Here is an 18,438-nt window from a genome sequence, read left to right as displayed (position 1 = left end):
ACCGCGCGAGCGGGGACACCTCGGGTCGGAGGCCCGAGCACCGGTACTGCTCCACACCTCCATCGACAACAGGAGCAGCCATCACATGGCACGTCTAGCAGGCGTCGACATCCCGCGCGAGAAGCGCGTGGAGATCGCACTCACGTACATCTACGGCGTCGGCCGTACCCGCGCGGTCCAGGCACTCGCCGAGACCGGTATCTCCGGTGACATCCGCGTCAAGGACCTGACCGACGACCAGCTCGTCGCCCTCCGCGACTTCATCGAGGGCAACTTCAAGGTGGAGGGTGACCTCCGCCGTGAGGTCGCCGCCGACATCCGCCGCAAGGTCGAGATCGGTAGCTACGAGGGTCTTCGCCACCGTCGTGGTCTCCCAGTGCGCGGTCAGCGCACCAAGACCAACGCGCGTACCCGCAAGGGACCGAAGCGCACCGTGGCAGGCAAGAAGAAGGCTCGATAGGAGACCCCGATGGCTACCCCCAAGACTGCCGCGCGCAAGCCGCGCCGCAAGGAGAAGAAGAACGTCGCAGTGGGCCAGGCCCACATCAAGAGCACGTTCAACAACACGATCGTCAGCATCACCGACCCGTCGGGTGCCGTCCTCAGCTGGGCGTCCTCGGGTGCCGTGGGCTTCAAGGGTTCGCGCAAGTCGACGCCGTTCGCGGCGCAGCTCGCCGCCGAGTCCGCTGCGCGTCAGGCGCAGGAGCACGGCGTCAAGAAGGTCGACGTCTTCGTGAAGGGTCCGGGTTCGGGCCGCGAGACCGCGATCCGCTCCCTCCAGGCCGCTGGCCTCGAGGTCGGCTCGATCAACGACGTCACGCCGCAGGCGCACAACGGGTGCCGCCCGCCCAAGCGCCGTCGCGTCTGACGCGAGGAGCAACCGGCCGCGCCCTGCTCGTCCCCTGACCGGATCCGTCCGTTCCGGGGCGAGCGGGGCCCGCGGCCATTCCTGGTCGTTCGATCGCGCACTCCGGTGCGCGTGATCACAACTCAACAGACCCGTCGGGGCCCGGTCGGCCCCGTCGTACCGCCGAGTGTCATATAGCGGACACTCCGCCGAAAGGAATCCCACAGTGCTCATTGCACAGCGCCCCACCCTGACCGAGGAAACGATCTCCGAGTTCCGCTCGCGCTTCGTCATCGAGCCGCTCGAGCCGGGCTTCGGGTACACCCTCGGCAACTCGCTGCGCCGCACGCTCCTCTCCTCGATCCCCGGCGCGGCTGTCACCAGCATCCGCATCGACGGCGTCCTCCACGAGTTCAGCACCGTTCCCGGTGTCAAGGAAGACGTCACCGAGATCATCCTCAACATCAAGAGCCTGGTCGTCTCCAGCGAGCACGACGAGCCGATCACCGCGTACCTGCGCAAGCAGGGTGCCGGTCAGGTCACCGCAGCGGACATCTCCGCTCCGGCCGGCGTCGAGATCCACAACCCGGACCTCGTCATCGCGACCCTGAACGACACCGCGCGCTTCGAGCTCGAGCTCACGATCGAGCGTGGCCGTGGCTACGTGTCGGCGACGCAGAACCGCTCGGAGTTCTCCGAAGCGGGTCAGATCCCGATCGACTCGATCTACTCGCCCGTCCTGAAGGTCACCTACCGCGTCGAGGCGACGCGTGCCGGTGAGCGCACGGACTTCGACCGCCTGGTCGTCGACGTCGAGTCGAAGCCGGCCATCACGCCGCGTGACGCCATCGCATCGGCCGGCCGGACGCTCGTCGAGCTGTTCGGGCTCGCCCGCGAGCTCAACACGGCGGCCGAGGGCATCGAGATCGGCCCCGCGCCGGTCGACGCGGTGCTCTCGAACGAGCTGCAGACCCCGATCGAGGACCTCGACCTGTCGGTCCGCAGCTACAACTGCCTCAAGCGGGAGGGCATCAACACGGTGTCCGAGCTCGTCGCCCTGTCGGAGACGCAGCTCATGAACATCCGCAACTTCGGTCAGAAGTCGGTGGACGAGGTCAAGGACAAGCTCACCGAGCTCGGCCTGTCCCTCAAGGACACCGTCCCCGGATTCGACGGCGCCCACTTCTACAGCGGGTACGACGAGGACGAGTCCAACAACTGACCTCGCGCTCACGCGCACGCGTGCCGCTGACGTAGCGCGCACCACTCTTTCACCACTGGAGAACTGACATGCCGAAGCCCACCAAGGGCCCCCGCCTCGGTGGCGGCCCCGCCCACGAGCGCCTGCTCCTGAGCAACCTCGCCAACGCCCTCTTCACGCACGGTCGCATCACGACCACCGAGACGAAGGCCAAGCGCCTCCGTCCCGTCGCCGAGCGTCTCATCACGTTCGCGAAGCGCGGCGACCTGCACGCCCGTCGTCGGGTCATCGCGGCCCTCCGCGACAAGACCGTCGTGCACACGCTGTTCACGGAGATCGCACCGCAGGTCGCCGACCGTCAGGGTGGCTACACCCGCATCACGAAGCTCGGCTTCCGCAAGGGCGACAACGCTCCCCTCGCGTCGATCGAGCTCGTCCTCGAGCCGGTGTCGGGCACGCCCGCCCCGGTGACCCGCACCACGGCTCCGGCCGCTGCTGCCCCGGTCGAGGAGCCGGCCGCGGACGAGACCACCGAGGAGGCGCCGGTCGAAGAGACCGAGACCACGGAGGAGTCCGCTCCGGTCGAGACGGAGACCGAGACCGAGGCTGCTGCCGAGGTCGAGGACGACGCTGCTTCGAAGTCCGACGACGCGAAGTCGGACGACAAGTAAGACCCAGCACCACCACGGGACGCCCCTGCGACGCACGTCGCGGGGGCGTCCTGTCGTTCCGGGGGCGACCGGACGACGGCCTGGAGGCGCGGTGCGGGCCCGCCACGCGCCTCCAGGCCGTCATCGGACCAGTCCGGAGAACGCGGTTCCGTCCGTCCTGACAGCCCACCGGCCGTAGTGTGACCGGCCGACAGGACGAGAGGGACACATGCCGTTCGAGCACATCGCGGGGGTCGGTACCCGGGTCTGGCGGTGGAGCCGGGTCTCCGGCACGCAGCCGCGCCTGCTGCACGCCGCCAAGGCGGCAGCCGCGGCGGTGATCGCCTGGTTCATCGCTCGGCACGTGCCCGGAGTCGCGGCGGAGTACCCCTACTACGCGCCGCTCGGTGCGGTCGTGGCCATGCAGACGACGGTGTTCGCCGGCATCCGGAGCGGCGTGCAGACCCTGGTCGGGATCGCGCTCGGCATCGTCGTCGCCGGCTTCACGATGTGGGTGGGCGACCCCGGGTTCCTCGCGATCGCTCTGGCGGTGGGCATCGGTGTGCTCGTCGGCGGGTTCCGCGTGCTCGGCGAGGGCAGCTCGTGGGTGTCCACCGCGGCGTTGTTCGTCCTGCTCGTCGGCGGGGCGCACGCGGAGGGGTACTCGCTCGGGTACCTCGTGCAGATGGCCGTCGGCGTGACCGTCGGGTTGCTCGTGAACTTCCTCGTCTTCCCGCCGTTGCACTTCTGGGACGCGGAGCACCGCATCGACGCGGTCAACGGGGTCCTCGCCGACCACCTCGAGGGGCTCGCGAACGTCCTCGAGGAGGGCAAGCGCGACGAGAAGGCCTGGGACCACCAGCAGGACCGGCTCGACCGCGCGATCGCCGACGTGCGCTCCCGGGTGTCGATCGCGCACGAGAGCCGGCGGCTCAACCCCCGGGGAGCACTCCGCGGGTCACGGGCCCGGCTGCAGCAGGACGGTGCCCGCTTCCGCGCGCTCGAGCGGGTGGCCTGGTACACGACGGACCTCACCGAGCTCGTCGCACGCTCCGGTCCGGTGTCCGAGGGGCTCGGGCGGCCGGACCCGGCGTTCGCGGAACCCCTCGCCAAGGCCATGCGGCGACTCTCGTGCGTGATCCGTGGCGAGTGCCCCGAGGAAGAGGGCGACGAGGCGATCGCGGAGGTCGAGCGGGCGCTGGACGCGTCTCGGGAGAACCCGTCGCACGTGGCGGTGACCTCGGCGGCGCTCGTCGCACTGCGGGGCATCGTCGAGTCCGAGCGGCGCGCGACCGACGACCTGGACACCCGGACGGGTCCGTCGGCGTTCGGACGTCCACGGGGCTGAGTCCTCGACTTCATAACACCTCGGTTATAGAGTGGTGCCGTGCACGCATTCGACGTCCTCGGTGACCCCGTCCGGCGGCGGTTGGTGGAGCTCCTCGCCGAGGACGACCACACCGCCGGCGCACTGACGGACGTGATCGCCGACGAGTTCGGCATCTCGCAGCCGGCCGTGTCGCGACACCTGCGGGTGCTGCGCGAGGCCGGGTTCGCGTCCGCCGCACCGCGGGGGACGTCGCGCGTGTACCGGTTGGAACCCCGCGCGGTCGAGGAGCTCGACCACGCCGTCGAACGGTACCGCGCGCTCTGGCGGCAGCGGCTCGACGCCCTCGGGACCGAGATCGCACGCGGGCGCCGCGGCGGATCCCGACCCGGCGCCCCACGACCGGACGCACCACGACCAGCCGCACCACGACACGACGAGGAGTCATGACATGCGCACCACCGACGGCACCATCGACGAGCTACCCGGCGGCGGGTACCTCCTCCGCTTCGCCCAGACCTACCCGACCACGCCCGAGGACCTGTGGGACGCCGTGACCGACCGCGAGCGCCTCTCGCGGTGGATGGCGCCGTACGAGGGGGACCTGCGGCTCGGCGGCCGCTGGCTCGCCCGGTACGACGACGGGACCGCCTTCACCGAGGGCACCGTCACGGTGTGCGACCCGCCGCGCTCCTTCACGACGACCTGGCAGGCCCGTGGCGAGGGCGAGACGACGGTGGGCGTCACGGTCGAACCCGCGCCGGACGGTGCGTCGCTCCGGCTCGAGCACGCCGGCGTCGGGAGCCGGGACTACGGCGCCGGGTGGCACACCTACCTCGAGCTGCTCGAGCTCGACCTCGCCGGGGACCACGACGGCGTCGCCGCGTTCGACTGGGACGCGCGGTACGCCGAGCTGCAGTCGCGGTACCGGGGCGACTGACCCCGGTCGTGGGCGGATCGGGCACCGTCCGTCCGTAGACTCGCACCGTGCCCGAGCAGCCCCGCATCGCCGTCCTCGGACCCGTGACGGTCGCGGGTCCGTCGGGAGCGCCGACGCCGGTCCCGGGGGCCCTCGCACGGTCGTTCCTCGTCGCGCTCGTGCTCGCCCGCGGGCACGCCGTCACGACCGAGGCGCTCATCGACGAACTCTGGCCGGTGGACCAGCCCCGCGGTGCCCGGGCGGCGCTGCAGACCCTCGTCTCGCGGCTGCGCCGCACCGTCGCGGACGGCGTCGTCGTGTCCACCAGCACCGGGTACGCGCTCGGGTGCGACCCCGACGACGTCGACCTCGCCCGCGCCGAACGCGCCGCGGCCGACCACGCCGACCCGGAGACGGTGCGTGCCGTCCTCGACCTCTGGCGGGGGACCCCTGGTGACGACGTCGAGGGTGACCTCGGTGGCGCGCTCGCCGAACGGGCAGCGGCAGCCCGGCGCGCGCTCCGGCGTTCGCTCGGCACCGCGCTGCTCGATGCCGGGCAGGCGGACGAGGCCGTCGACGTCTGGACGACGGAAGCGCGGGCGAACCCCTTCGACGAGGCCGCGGTGGCCGGGTCCATGCGTGCCCTCGTCGCAGCCGGTCGGACGGCCGAGGCGCTCGCGGCCTTCGCAGCGCACCGCGACCGCCTGGCCGACGAGCTCGGAGCGGATCCCTCGGCGGACCTCGTGCGGCTCAACGCCGACCTGCTCCGGCGTGCGGCCGCCGACACCGGACGTACTCGCCGCATCGGCCTCCGCGCCGCACCGAACACGCTCGTCGGTCGGCAGGAGGACCTCGACACCGTCGCCGACCTGCTGTCGCGGCACCGGCTCGTGACGATCCTCGGTGCGGGCGGCCTCGGGAAGACACGTCTCGCGCAGGCCGTCGCCGCCGAGGTGCCGCCCGCCTGCGGGGTCGTCGTGTTCGAGCTCGCACCGCTTGCCGCCGAGGACGTCGTGCCGGCACTCGGGGCGCTCCTCGGGATCGCCGAGTTCCGCTCGGCACGGTCCCTGCGTGACGCCGTGGTCGCCGACCTGCAGGGGCGCGTCGTCCGGGCGCTCGCCGACGGCCCGACGCTGCTCGTGCTGGACAACTGCGAGCACCTCGTCGACACCGTGGCCGGGTTCGCCGCGGACCTGCTCGCCGCCGCCCCGGACCTCCGGATCCTCACGACGTCGCGGGCACCGCTCGCGATCGCCGGCGAGGCCGTGGCGCCCCTCGCACCCTTGCCGGTCGAGGCCGACGGCGCCGCGGTCCGACTGTTCACCGAGCGTGCCCGTGCCGCGCGCCCGGGAGCCGTCCTGCCGGTCGACGCCGTGCGGCGCATCTGCACGCGGCTCGACGGGTCACCGCTCGCGATCGAGCTCGCCGCGGCACGGATCCGCGGCATGAGCACCGCCGAGATCGAACGGCGGCTGGACGACCGGTTCGCGCTCCTGCGCGGCGGCGACCGCAGCGCTCCGGAACGGCACCGCACGCTGCTCGCCGTCATCGAGTGGAGCTGGCGGCTGCTCGACGAGAGCGCGCAGGACCTGCTCACACGCCTCGCGCTCTTCCCGGACGGGCTCGCAGTGGACGCGGTCGAAGCGGTCGCGGCACCCGATCGCCGGGACGACGCGCTCGACGACCTCGCCGAGCTCGTCGAGCAGTCCCTCGTGCAGCTCGTCGAGCACGAGGGGGAGCCGGTGCGCTACCGCCTGCTCGAGACCGTCCGCGAGTTCGGCGCCGCCCGCCTCGACGAACGCGGGGCGACCGAGGCGGTCCGCACGGCCATGATCGGCTGGGCCCGGACGTTCACCGCCGACCGGAACCTCTTCACCATCACCGGCGAGGACCAGCTCCGCCGGTTCCACGAGGTCCGCCGCGAAGCGGACAACCTGGTGACCCTGCTGCGCTGGAGCCTGCGCGCCGAGGACGCCCCGGCGACGGCGCAGGTGTTCGCGGCCCTCGGCGGGTACTGGACGCTACGCGGCGCCCACGGCGAGGTCGTGGCCATCGCCCCCGACGTCGTCGACGTGCTGCGCCGGACGCCCCCGGCCGACGAGGACGTCGCAGCGACCGAGGTCGGACTCCTCGTCGCCGGGGCCTCCGCCGCGTTCGAGGGGCGACGGGTCACCGCCCGTGCGGTCTCCGTGCTCCGGCACCTGCGGCGTCGCGTCGGGCCGACCGGGTTCCCGGTGCTCGACGCCCAGGTCGCGCTGCTGCTCACCCTCGGCCGACCAGCCGAGGGCACCGCGCTCCTCGCCCGGATGCGCTCCGACCCGGACCCCGGGGTCGCCTGCCTGGCGAACATGCTCAGCGCACCGCTCGCCGAGAACGACGGCGAGACCGCGGCGGCCCTCCGCTACGCCACCCGCGCCAAGGAACTGTCCGCGACCACGAGGGACGCGTGGACCACCGGCACCGGCGCGGTCACCATGACCCAGCTGCTCGCGCAGACCGGCGACCACGCCGGCGCCCTCGTGGTCGCCGACGTGGCGCGCGACCAGCTCGAGCGCTTCGGGGCCGACGACGACCTGTACGAGATCGGTTGGACGGTCGGACTGTGTTCCGCCTCGACCGGGGACGTCGAACGTGCTCGCGGCGTCGCGGCCGACCTGCGGCTACGGCCCGTGGAGGGGCGTGGCGGCTTCGACGGCGACCGCTCGCAGATCGGGGTGCTCGCCGTCGCGATCTCGGCGGAGTGCCTGCGGTACGAAGGCGACCTCGACCGTGCCGCCGCGGAGTACACCGCGGCGTGGGAGTGGGTGGCGCCGTTCCGGAAGCAGACGCCGCACTGGACCGTGATGGCCGGGGCCGCGCGGATCGCGGCGGTCGACGAGGCGGCGGCGAGTCGTACCGGCGGAGCCGCACCGCGCCTCCAGGCCGCCGAACGGGACGTCGCTCGCCGCATCCGGGTCGGGGCGCTCGTGATGCTGCGCCTGCACCCGTGGTGGCTGGACCTGCCCGTCATCGGCACCACGCTGGCCGGGTTGGCGGTCGCCGCTGCCCGCTCCGGTGACGCGGAGCACGCGGCCCGCTGCTGGGCGTTCGCCACCCGGTTCGGGTCGCGGCAGGACTTCGCGGTGCTCCTGCACAGCCGGCTGCGGCCCCTGCTCGCCGACGCGGTCGGGGAGTCGGCGCTCGCCGACGCCGAGACGGCCTCGGCCGGGTGGGACCGGGCCGAGGCCGTCTCGCGAGCGCGGCTCCTGCTCGAGGAACTCCGCTTCGGACCCCGCTGACGGGCCCGCTGCCCGTCAGGCCTTCCGCATGTACGCCCGCACCGTGAGCGGGGCGAACACCGCGACGATCACGGCAGCGCCGAGCAGGCTGATCCAGAGGTCGCCCGTGACGGTGCCGTGGTTGATGAGGTCGCGGACCGCGGTGATCAGGTGCGAGATCGGGTTGACCTCGGAGAACCAGCGCAGCCAGTCCGGCAGCGTGTCCGCGGGGACGAACGCGTTCGACAGGAACGTCAGCGGGAACAGCACCATGTTCGAGATGCCGGAGACGCTCGAGGCCGTGCGGGCGATCACGCCGAAGTAGGCGAAGATCCAGCTGACGGCCCAGGCGACCACGACGACGAGGAGCCCGGCGAGGACCACCGCGCCGACGCCGCCCTCGGGACGGAGCCCCATCGCGAAGCCGGTGGCGAAGGTGATCGTCGTCGCGATGGCGTACCGGACGGTGTCGGCGAGCAGGGCCCCGGCGAGCGGCGCGATGCGGGCGATCGGCAACGACTTGAAGCGGTCGAAGACGCCCTTGTCCATGTCCTCGCGGAGCTGGACACCGGTGACGATCGACGACGTGATGTTCGTCTGCACGAGGATGCCGGGGATGATGATCGGCAGGTAGCTGCCGATGTCGCCGGCGATCGCCCCACCGAAGATGTACGTGAACATCACGGTGAAGATGATCGGCATCAGGGTCACGTCGAACAGCTGCTCGGGCGTCCGACGGACCTTCACCAGGCCCCGGTACGCCATCGTGAAGGACTGCCGGACCGTGGCGCCGAGGCCGGAGCCGCCGATGCCGGGGCGCGGGGTGATCCGCGGGGCGGAGGTGCCCGTGGTGGGGGTGATGGTGGTCATGCGATGCTCGATTCGAGGTCGGCGTCGGCGGGCTCGTCTGCGGTCGCCGGCGCACCCGTGATGGTGAGGAAGACCTCGTCGAGCGTCGGCTTCTGCACGCTCATCTCGGCGAGGGAGATGCCGGCTTCGCGGAACGACACCAGCAGGTCGGTGACGCGGTCCAGGTCGGACATCGGGGCGGTCAACCGAGAGCCCTCGGGGCTGGCCACCGCGTCGACGCCGAGGGTGTTCCGGACGAGCGCCCGTGCGGCGTCGAGGCGGAGCGCGTCGGTCAGCCGGAGCTGCAGCGACGCCGAGCCGATGCTCGACTTCAGCTCGTCGCTCGTGCCCTCGGCGACCACCCGACCGTGGTCGATCACGGCGATGCGGTCGGCGAGCTGGTCGGCTTCGTCGAGGTACTGCGTCGTGAGGAGCACGGTCGAGCCGGTCGCGACGAGCTCGCGGATGGTGTCCCACATCTGCGCCCGGGTCCGGGGGTCGAGCCCGGTCGTCGGCTCGTCGAGGAAGATCAGCGGCGGCTGCGCGATGAGGCTCGCCGCCAGGTCGAGACGCCGGCGCATGCCACCCGAGAAGTTCTTCAGCGGTCGGGAAGCGGCCTCGGTCAGGCCGAAGCGCTCGAGCAGCTCGACGGCCTTCCGCTTCGAGTCGGCTCGGCTCAGGCCGAGCAGACGCGCGAAGATGACGAGGTTCTCGGTCGCGCTGAGCGTCTCGTCGACGCTCGCGTACTGCCCGGTGACGCCGATCAGGGACCGGACGACCTGCGCCTCGTGGCGGACGTCGTGCCCGAACACGCGGGCTTCGCCGCCGTCCGGCCGGAGCAGGGTCGCGAGCATCGAGATGGTGGTGGTCTTGCCGGCGCCGTTCGGGCCGAGCACGCCGTAGACCGTCCCGGCCTCCACGCGGAGGTCGACACCGTCCACTGCCCGGTTCGTCCCGAAGGTCTTCACGAGACCGGTGGCCTCGACCGCGAGCGGTGTGGTGGTCATCGCGGATCCTTTCCTGGTGACTCGACGGCGATCGTCGATGTCGAGGACGATCGTGCCGCCGGGCGCTCACGTGGCACTGACGCGGCACTGACATCGCTACCGTGGTGGTGTGAGTGAGCACGAGCACGTCCGGCTGCGGCTCGACGTCGCCTACGACGGGGCCGCGTTCTCCGGGTGGGCCCGGCAGCCCGGGCTCCGCACCGTGCAGGGAGCGCTCGAGAGCGCCCTCGCCACCGTCTTCACCCGCTGGGGCGAACCCCCGCAGCTCACCGTCGCCGGACGCACCGACGCCGGGGTGCACGCCACCGGGCAGGTGGCGCACGTCGACCTCAGCGCGGAGCAGTGGGGCGCGCTCACCCGCCCGCGTCGCTCCGCACCGGAGGGGCCACCGCGCACCACGCTCGACGGACTGGTCAAGCGCGTCAACGGCATCGCGGCACCCGAGGGGGACGTCGTCATCACCCGGGCCTCGGTCGCGCCCGACGGGTTCGACGCCCGGTTCTCCCCGCTCTGGCGGCGCTACGAGTACCGGATCGCGGACGCCGACGCCCGGCGCGATCCGCGTCGGCGGGGGCACACGGTGTGGCACCCGACGCGGCTGGACCCGGCGGCGATGGAGCGCGGTGCGCTGCGGCTGTTGGGGCTGCACGACTTCGCGACCTTCTGCAAGCCGCGCGAGGGCGCGACCACGATCCGGACGTTGCAGGAGTTCCGCTGGGACCGTGAGCCGGACGGCGTGCTGGTGGCGCGCCTCCAGGCCGACGCCTTCTGCCACTCCATGGTGCGGGCGATGGTGGGGGCGACCATCGCGGTGGGGGAGGGGCGCTTCGGGCCGGACCGTCTCGAGGAGCTGCGCACGGCGCAGACCCGCACGAGTGCGTTCAAGACCGCGCCGGCGAAGGGGCTCACCCTGACCGAGGTCGGGTACCCGGCCGACGACGAGCTCGCAGCTCGGGCCGAGCAGACGCGCGCCCGGCGCGTGGCGGAGGAACCCTCCGCTACCGTCGAGGGATGAGCTCCCGCGAACCCCGGTCCGTCGTCTCCGTCGCCCCCGGTGTGGTCTTCGTCGAGGGGCCCGTGTCGAACTGGGTGGTCCTGGCGGAAGAAGACGGGGTCGCGCTCATCGACGCGGGCTACCCGGCCGACACCGACCTCGTGCTCGACACCGTCCGGTACGCCGGGCACGACCTCGACGACCTGCGCCGCGTCTACGTCACCCACGGGCACGTCGACCACGTCGGTGGGATCCCCGGCATCCTGGCGCGGTACCCGCACGTCGAGGTCCTGGCGCACGCCGACGAGCTCGACAACGTGCGCGGTCCCGTCCGGCAGCAGGTGACCCCGGCGGAGATCGGCGGACGGCTGGCGTCGCCGCGGGTCCTCCGGTGGCTCGCGCGGGCGATCCGGTCCGATGCGCTCCGGCCGACCACCGTGCCCACGGCGCGGGCCTTCACCGGCGCGGACTTCGACGGTCGGGCGATCACGCCGCTGCCCGCCGAGGGGCACACCGACGGGTCCACGGCGTACCTGCTGCCGGCGGCGAACGCGATCGTCACCGGGGACGCGGTCGTGAGTCGGCACGACACGCAGCCGGCGTCGTGGTCGCCGCGGCCGCGGATGATCACGCCGTTCTTCACGGCGGACCAGTCGCGGGCGATCGACTCGGCGCGGGCGCTGCCGATCCCCGAGATCCTGCTGCCGGGACACGGGCCGGCCGTGCACCGTGTCGGTACGGAGTGGGTGCCGGTCAGCGCCTGAGGCCGTTCCTTCCCAGAACGCGCGCGATGGAAAGCGGAATCGGGCGTACCTGGTCGGAAGGAACGACCAGGTACGCCCGGAACGACCAGGTGTGCCCGGAACGACCGGGGACGCCCGGAACGACCATGCCCGCACGCACCCCGATCAGGGGTGGAACGGATCGTTCACCCGCCGGAAACCTGAGCGGCGCCGCAGCTCGGTAGCGTGCGGGCATGCACAGATCCGTCGGGCGCACTCTGCTGTGCGCCACCGCTGCCGCAGCGCTCCTCGCGGCCCCGCTCGTCTCCGTCACCACCGCGAGTGCGAACCCCGCCGGCACCGGGCTCGTCATCGAGGAGGCCTACCTCAAGGGCGGCAGCGCGAACCAGCCCTTCACGAACAAGTTCGTCGAACTCGCCAACCCGACCGACACCGCCGTCAGTGTCGACGGCTGGTCCGTGCAGTACCGCGCCGCGACCGGCACCGGTACGCCCGCGGTCGGCAAGCTGAGCGGCTCCGTCCCGGCGCACGGCACGTACCTGGTGCAGATGGGCTCGAACGGCACGAACGGCGAGGCCCTGCCCGAAGCGGACGCCGTCACGGGGCTGAACCCCTCCGGCTCCACCGGCACCCTCGTGCTCGCCGACCAGGCGACGGCGCTGTCGCTGCCCCCGGGCGCGGTCGGCACCGGCACCCCCGGCGTCGTCGACCTGCTCGGCTACGGCACGTCGAACACGTTCGAGACCGCGGTGGCCACGTCGGGCACGGCGAACTCCGTGCCCGACGGCCTGACCCGCCAGGGCACCACGGACACCGACTCGAACGCGGCGGACTTCACCGTCACGTCCACGATCACGCCCGAGAACGCCGCGGGCGAGACCGGCCAGCCGACGGACCCGACCGACCCCACCGACCCGACCGACCCCGGCACCCCGGCCGAGCCGGTCACGATCGCGCAGCTGCAGGGCACCGGCGCGGACTCGCCGTACGCCGGCAAGGCGGTCACCACGGACGGCGTCGTCACGGCGGTCTACGCCACCGGCGGCTTCAGCGGCTACACGGTCCAGACCGCCGGCACCGGCGGAGCGCTCGACCTCGCGACGCACACCGCGTCGGACGCCGTCTTCGTGTACTCGGCGGCGACCGCGGGCAGTGTGGCGATCGGCGACGCGGTGCGCCTGACCGGCACCGTCTCCGAGTTCAACGGCCTGACCGAGCTGACGGTGCCCACCGCCGCCGGCCTGACGAAGCTCCCCGCCGCCGGTGTGGTCCAGCCCGTGCCGGCCACCCTGACGTTCCCGCGGACCGACGCGCAGCGGGAGTCGCTCGAGAGCATGCTCGTCGCGCCGCAGGGTGCGTACACGGTCGCCGACAACTACACGACGAACCAGTACGGCGAGGTCGTGCTGGCGTCCGGCACGAAGCGCCTGCTGCAGCCGACCGAGGTCGCCCGTCCGGGCAGCGCCGAGGCGGCGGCCGTGACGGCGGACAACGCGGCCCGCAAGGTCGTCCTCGACGACGGGGCGAGCACGAACTTCCTCAGCGCGGCGAACCAGTCGATCCCGGTGTCGTGGCTCACCCAGGGCCCGGTCACGGTCGGGGCCAGCGCGACCTTCGCGAAGCCCGTCGTGCTCGACTACCGGAACGACTCGTGGAAGTTCCAGCCGACGTCGCCGATCACCGGGGCGACCCCGAAGGCGGAGCTGCCCGCGTCGTTCTCGAACGCGCGGACCACGGCTCCGGAGAACGTCGGCGGCGACATCCGCCTCGCCGGCTTCAACGTCCTGAACTACTTCCCGACGACCGGCGACCAGCTCACCGGCTGCACGTACTACACCGACCGCGACGGCGACCCCGTCACGGTGCGGGACGGCTGCGACGCCCGCGGTGCGGCGAACGCGGACGACCTCGCCCGCCAGCAGGTGAAGATCGTCAAGGCGATCAACGGTCTCGGCGCCGACGTCGTCTCCCTCGAGGAGATCGAGAACTCGGCCCGCTTCGGCCAGGACCGCGACGCCGCCGTGGCCACCCTCGTCGCCGCGCTCAACCAGGCGACCGGCAAGGACACGTGGGCGTACGCGAAGTCGCCGTCGAAGCTCCCCGCGAGCGAGGACGTCATCCGCCTCGCGCTCATCTACAAGAAGGACCGCGTGCAGCCGGTCGGCGGGTCGACGATCCTCACCGACTCGACGGCGTTCGCGAACGCGCGCCAGCCGCTCGCGCAGGCCTTCGCCCCGGTGACCGCGAAGCCCGGGAAGGGGAACGGGAAGCCGTCGAAGCCGTCCGCGAAGGACACTTTCCTGGTGATCGCGAACCACTTCAAGTCGAAGGGCTCCGGCACGGGTGCCGAGGCCGACCAGGGCGACGGGCAGGGCGCCTCGAACGCCTCACGTGTCGCGCAGTCGAAGGCGCTCGTCGCGTTCTCGACCGCGATGCAGCGGCAGTCCGGCACCGACAAGGTCTTCATGCTCGGCGACTTCAACGCCTACAGCCAGGAGGACCCCGTGGCCGTCCTCGACCAGGCCGGCTACACCGACCTCGGGCCGACGAGGGACGCCTCCGAGTGGTCGTACGTGTTCAGCGGCCTGAGCGGATCGCTCGACCACGTGTTCGCCTCGCCCGCGGCGCTGAAGACCGTGACCGGCGTGGACATCTGGAACATCAACTCGGTCGAGTCCGTCGGCCTGGAGTACAGCCGCTACGACTACAACGTCACGGACCTGTACCAGGACGACGTCTACCGTGCGAGCGACCACGACCCGATCCTGGTCGGCATCGACCTGCCGGGCGTCGCCACCCCGGGTGACGGCGGGCACCCGGGCCACGGCGGCGGTCCGGGGCACGGCGGCGAGCCGGGACACGGCGGCGGCACGATCGCGGACGCGCTCGCCGCACTCGCGGCGCTCATCGCCTGGTTGCGCAGCCTGTTCGGCTGACGGACCGGACCAGTCGTCGGACGGGAGGCGCGGTGCCAGCCGGCACCGCGCCTCCCGTCCGCTCGCGTTTGACCGACGTGACGCGCGTCGGGTAGGCTCTCACCTTGGTCTGCGTGCCCCGCACGCTAGACAGTCAGATGGGCCCTCCACCTGGGTGTTCCACCGGCTTCTGCCGCGCTGAACCCCAACCGGAGCGGGATTCACGGACTCCTCACCTCGACACGAAAGCAGCACTCCTGTGACTCGCACGTTCTCACCGAAGCCGGCTGACGTCCAGCACGACTGGATCGTCATCGACGCGACCGACGTCGTCCTCGGCCGTCTCGCCTCGCACGTCGCCGCACTCCTCCGCGGCAAGCACAAGGCCACCTTCGCCCAGCACATGGACATGGGTGACTACGTCATCATCGTGAACGCGGACAAGGTCGCCCTGACCGGTTCCAAGCTCGCGAAGAAGGTCTACTACCGCCACTCGGGCTACCCGGGCGGCCTCACGGCGACCTCCTACCCGGAGATGCTCGAGAAGCACCCCACCCGCGCCGTCGAGAAGGCGATCCGCGGCATGCTCCCGAAGAACACGCTGGGCCGCGAGCAGCTCAAGAAGCTCAAGGTGTACGCGGGTGCCGAGCACCCCCACGCCGCGCAGCAGCCCAAGACGTACACCTTCGACCAGGTCTCGCAGTAACAGCGGCCACGACGACTTCCAAGGACTAGAGAAAACTCATGGCTCAGATCGCTGATTCCCTCGACCAGACCCCGGAGAGCTTCACCACGGAGAGCGCACCCGCCGCTGCCGAGGCTGCTCCCCGTCAGATCCTCAACGTCTCCGGCGGTGCCGTCGGGCGCCGCAAGGAGGCCATCGCGCGCGTCCGCCTCGTGCCGGGCTCCGGCACCTTCGTGGTGAACGGCCGCACGCTCGAGGACTACTTCCCGAACAAGCTGCACCAGCAGCTCATCAACGACCCGTTCAAGGTGCTCGAGCTCCTCGGCTCGTACGACGTCGTCGCCCGCATCACCGGTGGCGGCCCCTCGGGTCAGGCCGGCGCGCTCCGCCTCGCCATCGCCCGCACCCTGAACGAGATCGACCGCGAGAACAACCGCGCGACCCTCAAGAGGGCCGGCTTCCTCACCCGTGACGCTCGCGTCATCGAGCGCAAGAAGGCCGGTCTCAAGAAGGCCCGCAAGGCGTCGCAGTTCTCGAAGCGCTAGTCGCCACCGGCTGAAGATCGCAATGCCGCGTCTGTTCGGTACCGACGGGGTTCGTGGTCTCGCCAACGGCGAGCTGACGGCCGCGCTCGCACTGGGTCTTGCCCAGGCGAGCGCGGCCGTTCTCACACACGGACACCACGCCGACGCCCGCCGGGCGTCCGGCCGACCGCGCCCGCGCGCGGTCCTCGCGCGCGACCCGCGCGTCTCCGGCGAGTTCCTGGGCTCCGCGGTCGCGGCCGGGCTCGCCTCCGCAGGCGTCGACGTCCTCGACGCCGGGGTCATCCCGACCCCCGCAGCGGCGTTCCTCGTCGCGGACATCGACGCCGACTTCGGCGTGATGATCTCCGCGTCGCACAACCCCGCTCCCGACAACGGGATCAAGTTCTTCGCCGCCGGTGGCCGCAAGCTCCCGGACGAGGTCGAGGACCGCATCGAAGCGGCCATGCACGACCACTCGGCACCCACCCCCACGGGCATCGACGTCGGTCGCATCTCGCGGTTCGCCGACGCCGAGGACCGCTACGTGGTGCACCTGCTCGGCACGTTGCCGCACCGGCTCTCTGGGCTCCACGTCGTACTCGACTGCGCGAACGGTGCCGCCGCCGGCGTCTCGCCCGAGGTCTTCGTCAACGCTGGTGCTCGCGTGACGCTCATCGGCGCCGACCCCGACGGCTGGAACATCAACGACGGCGTCGGTTCGACCCACATCGACAACCTCGCCCGCGCGGTGCTCGAGCACGGAGCGGACGTCGGCATCGCCCACGACGGCGACGCGGACCGCTGCCTCGCGGTCGACGCCGCGGGCAACGCGATCGACGGCGACCAGATCATGGCGATCCTCGCGCTGTCGCTGCAGGAGCGCGGGCGCCTGAAGGACGACACGCTCGTCGCGACGGTCATGTCGAACCTCGGGCTGAAGCGCGCCATGGCCGACGCGGGCATCACCGTGATCGAGGCCGGCGTGGGCGACCGCTACGTGCTCGAGAAGATGACCGAGGGCGACTTCTCGCTCGGCGGCGAGCAGTCCGGCCACATCATCTTCAACGAGTTCGCGACCACTGGTGACGGCATCCTCACGGGCCTGCACCTCGTCGCCGAGATGGCCCGCACCGGCAAGTCCCTGCAGGAGCTCGCCGCGTGCATGACGGTGTTCCCGCAGGTGCTGCTCAACGTGCGTGGTGTCGATCGGCACGGGCTCGCCGACCAGGGCGTGCAGGACGCCATCGCCGCCGCCAGCGAGGCGCTCGGGGACAGCGGCCGCGTGCTGCTCCGTCCGTCGGGCACCGAGCCGGTCGTGCGGGTCATGGTCGAGGCGGCTTCGCAGGACGACGCCCAGCGCATCGCCGAGGAGCTCGCCGCCGTCGTGCAGGAGCGCTTGGCGCTCGACGCCGCGTAGGCGGCTGCGCCGGCTCCCTCTCCCTCGCAAAACGCAACCTCGGCGGTTGCTCGCAGCGGTATTCCTCTGCGGGCAACCGCCTTCGTTGCGTTTTGCGGTGGCGCACGGCCGCGCCCGCGTCAGATCTTGCGGAGCAGCACCGAGTTCACCTTGTGGTTCGCGCCCTTCTTCAGCACGAGGGTCGCTCGGGAGCGCGTCGGCAGCACGTTCTCGATGAGGTTCGGCTCGTTGATCGCCCGCCACACCTGGGTCGCCGTCTCCACCGCGTCCTCGCGGGAGAGCGAGGCGAAGCGGTGGAAGAACGAGTCCGGGCTCGAGAACGCCTCTTCCTGCAGAGCCAGGAACCGGTCGACGTACCAGGCCTCGATGTCCTTCGTCTTCGCGTCGACGTAGATCGTGAAGTCGAACAGGTCCGACAGCGCCAGTCGTCCGTGCACGGGCGGGGCGAGCACGTTCAGTCCCTCGACGATGAGGACGTCCGGCTGCCGGACCACGATCTCGGCGTCCGGCACGATGTCGTAGACCAGGTGCGAGTAGTACGGCGCGCGGACCTCGGTCGCGCCGCTCTTCACCTGGCTCACGAAGCGCAGCAGGGAGCGGCGGTCGTACGACTCCGGGAAGCCCTTGCGGTCCATGATCCCGCGGCGTTCGAGCTCGGCGTTCGGGTACAGGAAGCCGTCGGTGGTGACGAGCTCCACGCGGGGGGTGTCCGGCCAGCGCTTCGTCAGCTCGCGCAGCAGACGGGCGACCGTGGACTTGCCGACCGCGACGGAGCCCGCGACGCCGATCACGAACGGCGTGCGTCCGGCGCGCTCACCGAGGAACCGGCTCGTCTCGGCGTGCAGGTCCCGCGCGCCGGCCGCGTACAGCGTCAGCAGCCGGGAGAGCGGCAGGTAGACCTCCTGCACCTCCTGCATGTCCAACCGGTCGCCGAGACCGCGCAGCTGCACGATCTCGGTCTCGGTCAGGGAGAGGTGCTCTTTCGGCGCGAGCTGCGACCACTCGCCACGCGGGATCTCCACGAAGGGGGTCGGGTGCGCGACGGCGGTTTCCGAGAACGGCATGGGATCGAGCGTACAGACGGGAGGCCCGGTGCACGTGAG

The 18,438-nt window shown here is 71.8% G+C and carries 17 protein-coding genes; 14 read left to right on the top strand and 3 right to left on the bottom strand.

Annotated elements, in window-relative coordinates:
- Positions 1-85: 85 nt before the first annotated feature.
- The 8 genes from rpsM (at position 86) to BIU96_RS10280 (ending at position 8,222) form a co-directional block, all read left to right on the top strand.
- Entirely contained in the window at positions 86-460 is a 375-nt protein-coding gene (rpsM, locus tag BIU96_RS10315) for a 30S ribosomal protein S13 (protein WP_058728274.1), read from the top strand.
- Positions 461-469: 9 nt separating this feature from the next.
- Positions 470-868: a 30S ribosomal protein S11 gene (rpsK, locus tag BIU96_RS10310; protein WP_017885507.1), complete on the top strand. Its 399-nt coding sequence runs from the start codon at positions 470-472 to the stop codon at positions 866-868.
- A 205-nt stretch (positions 869-1,073) separates the two neighbouring features.
- The gene (locus tag BIU96_RS10305) at positions 1,074-2,069 is read left to right on the top strand and encodes a DNA-directed RNA polymerase subunit alpha (RefSeq protein ID WP_022906362.1); all 996 of its coding nucleotides are present in this window, start codon (positions 1,074-1,076) and stop codon (positions 2,067-2,069) included.
- Between the two features lie 68 nt (positions 2,070-2,137).
- Positions 2,138-2,719, top strand: a complete 582-nt coding sequence (gene rplQ, locus BIU96_RS10300; RefSeq protein WP_071292530.1) for a 50S ribosomal protein L17 — start codon at positions 2,138-2,140, stop codon at positions 2,717-2,719.
- 208 nt (positions 2,720-2,927) lie between these two features.
- The gene (locus BIU96_RS10295; protein WP_071292529.1) at positions 2,928-4,046 is read left to right on the top strand and encodes an aromatic acid exporter family protein; all 1,119 of its coding nucleotides are present in this window, start codon (positions 2,928-2,930) and stop codon (positions 4,044-4,046) included.
- A 39-nt stretch (positions 4,047-4,085) separates the two neighbouring features.
- The gene (locus BIU96_RS10290; RefSeq protein WP_071292528.1) at positions 4,086-4,475 is read left to right on the top strand and encodes a helix-turn-helix transcriptional regulator; all 390 of its coding nucleotides are present in this window, start codon (positions 4,086-4,088) and stop codon (positions 4,473-4,475) included.
- A gap of 1 nt (position 4,476) precedes the next feature.
- Positions 4,477-4,965, top strand: a complete 489-nt coding sequence (locus BIU96_RS10285) for an SRPBCC family protein (RefSeq protein ID WP_071292527.1) — start codon at positions 4,477-4,479, stop codon at positions 4,963-4,965.
- Between the two features lie 47 nt (positions 4,966-5,012).
- Positions 5,013-8,222 carry a BTAD domain-containing putative transcriptional regulator gene (locus tag BIU96_RS10280; RefSeq protein WP_071292526.1) on the top strand — a complete coding sequence of 1,070 codons (3,210 nt, stop codon included), beginning with the start codon at positions 5,013-5,015 and terminating at the stop codon, positions 8,220-8,222.
- Positions 8,223-8,237: 15 nt separating this feature from the next.
- Here the strand turns inward: BIU96_RS10280 and BIU96_RS10275 are convergent, their stop codons facing one another.
- Together BIU96_RS10275 and BIU96_RS10270 are read right to left on the bottom strand one after the other, a co-directional pair.
- On the bottom strand, positions 8,238-9,071 hold the full coding sequence (locus BIU96_RS10275) for an ABC transporter permease (RefSeq protein ID WP_083402810.1): 834 nt from the start codon (positions 9,069-9,071) through the stop codon (positions 8,238-8,240).
- The gene (locus tag BIU96_RS10270; protein WP_071292525.1) at positions 9,068-10,057 is read right to left on the bottom strand and encodes an ATP-binding cassette domain-containing protein; all 990 of its coding nucleotides are present in this window, start codon (positions 10,055-10,057) and stop codon (positions 9,068-9,070) included. Before BIU96_RS10270 ends, BIU96_RS10275 begins: the two co-directional genes overlap by 4 nt.
- Positions 10,058-10,166: 109 nt before the next feature.
- On the opposite strand from BIU96_RS10270, the gene truA reads away from it, so the two are divergent.
- The 6 genes from truA to glmM all read left to right on the top strand — a co-directional run bounded on the left by truA (position 10,167) and on the right by glmM (position 17,335).
- Entirely contained in the window at positions 10,167-11,072 is a 906-nt protein-coding gene (gene truA, locus BIU96_RS10265; protein WP_071292524.1) for a tRNA pseudouridine(38-40) synthase TruA, read from the top strand.
- Positions 11,069-11,815: an MBL fold metallo-hydrolase gene (locus BIU96_RS10260; RefSeq protein ID WP_071292523.1), complete on the top strand. Its 747-nt coding sequence runs from the start codon at positions 11,069-11,071 to the stop codon at positions 11,813-11,815. Before truA ends, BIU96_RS10260 begins: the two co-directional genes overlap by 4 nt.
- Before the next feature lie 212 nt (positions 11,816-12,027).
- Positions 12,028-14,730 carry an ExeM/NucH family extracellular endonuclease gene (locus BIU96_RS10255; protein ID WP_071292522.1) on the top strand — a complete coding sequence of 901 codons (2,703 nt, stop codon included), beginning with the start codon at positions 12,028-12,030 and terminating at the stop codon, positions 14,728-14,730.
- 238 nt (positions 14,731-14,968) lie between these two features.
- Positions 14,969-15,415 (top strand): 50S ribosomal protein L13, encoded by a 447-nt coding sequence (rplM, locus tag BIU96_RS10250; RefSeq protein ID WP_071292521.1) that lies wholly within the window; start codon positions 14,969-14,971, stop codon positions 15,413-15,415.
- Positions 15,416-15,453: 38 nt separating this feature from the next.
- Positions 15,454-15,939, top strand: coding sequence for a 30S ribosomal protein S9 (gene rpsI / locus BIU96_RS10245; protein WP_071292520.1), 486 nt, complete (start codon positions 15,454-15,456; stop codon positions 15,937-15,939).
- Between the two features lie 22 nt (positions 15,940-15,961).
- The gene (gene glmM / locus BIU96_RS10240; RefSeq protein ID WP_071292519.1) at positions 15,962-17,335 is read left to right on the top strand and encodes a phosphoglucosamine mutase; all 1,374 of its coding nucleotides are present in this window, start codon (positions 15,962-15,964) and stop codon (positions 17,333-17,335) included.
- A gap of 119 nt (positions 17,336-17,454) precedes the next feature.
- On the opposite strand, the gene coaA is transcribed toward glmM, so the two are convergent.
- Complete coding sequence (gene coaA / locus BIU96_RS10235) at positions 17,455-18,399, bottom strand: type I pantothenate kinase (protein WP_071292518.1); 945 nt, start codon at positions 18,397-18,399, stop codon at positions 17,455-17,457.
- Between the last annotated feature and the right edge of the window lie 39 nt (positions 18,400-18,438).

This window comes from Curtobacterium sp. MCBA15_008 (genome assembly GCF_001865065.1).
Taxonomy (GTDB): Bacteria; Actinomycetota; Actinomycetes; order Actinomycetales; family Microbacteriaceae; genus Curtobacterium.
This window is presented reverse-complemented; position numbering and strand designations above follow the sequence as displayed.

Coding starts and splice junctions, on each gene's coding strand:
- rpsK (WP_017885507.1), top strand. CDS start 470: ATGGCTACCCCCAAGACTGCCGCGCGCAAGCCGCGCCGCAAGGAGAAG.
- BIU96_RS10295 (WP_071292529.1), top strand. CDS start 2,928: ATGCCGTTCGAGCACATCGCGGGGGTCGGTACCCGGGTCTGGCGGTGG.
- BIU96_RS10285 (WP_071292527.1), top strand. CDS start 4,477: ATGCGCACCACCGACGGCACCATCGACGAGCTACCCGGCGGCGGGTAC.
- BIU96_RS10260 (WP_071292523.1), top strand. CDS start 11,069: ATGAGCTCCCGCGAACCCCGGTCCGTCGTCTCCGTCGCCCCCGGTGTG.
- rplQ (WP_071292530.1), top strand. CDS start 2,138: ATGCCGAAGCCCACCAAGGGCCCCCGCCTCGGTGGCGGCCCCGCCCAC.
- glmM (WP_071292519.1), top strand. CDS start 15,962: ATGCCGCGTCTGTTCGGTACCGACGGGGTTCGTGGTCTCGCCAACGGC.
- BIU96_RS10270 (WP_071292525.1), bottom strand. CDS start 10,057: ATGACCACCACACCGCTCGCGGTCGAGGCCACCGGTCTCGTGAAGACC.
- coaA (WP_071292518.1), bottom strand. CDS start 18,399: ATGCCGTTCTCGGAAACCGCCGTCGCGCACCCGACCCCCTTCGTGGAG.
- BIU96_RS10255 (WP_071292522.1), top strand. CDS start 12,028: ATGCACAGATCCGTCGGGCGCACTCTGCTGTGCGCCACCGCTGCCGCA.
- rpsM (WP_058728274.1), top strand. CDS start 86: ATGGCACGTCTAGCAGGCGTCGACATCCCGCGCGAGAAGCGCGTGGAG.
- rpsI (WP_071292520.1), top strand. CDS start 15,454: ATGGCTCAGATCGCTGATTCCCTCGACCAGACCCCGGAGAGCTTCACC.
- BIU96_RS10275 (WP_083402810.1), bottom strand. CDS start 9,071: ATGACCACCATCACCCCCACCACGGGCACCTCCGCCCCGCGGATCACC.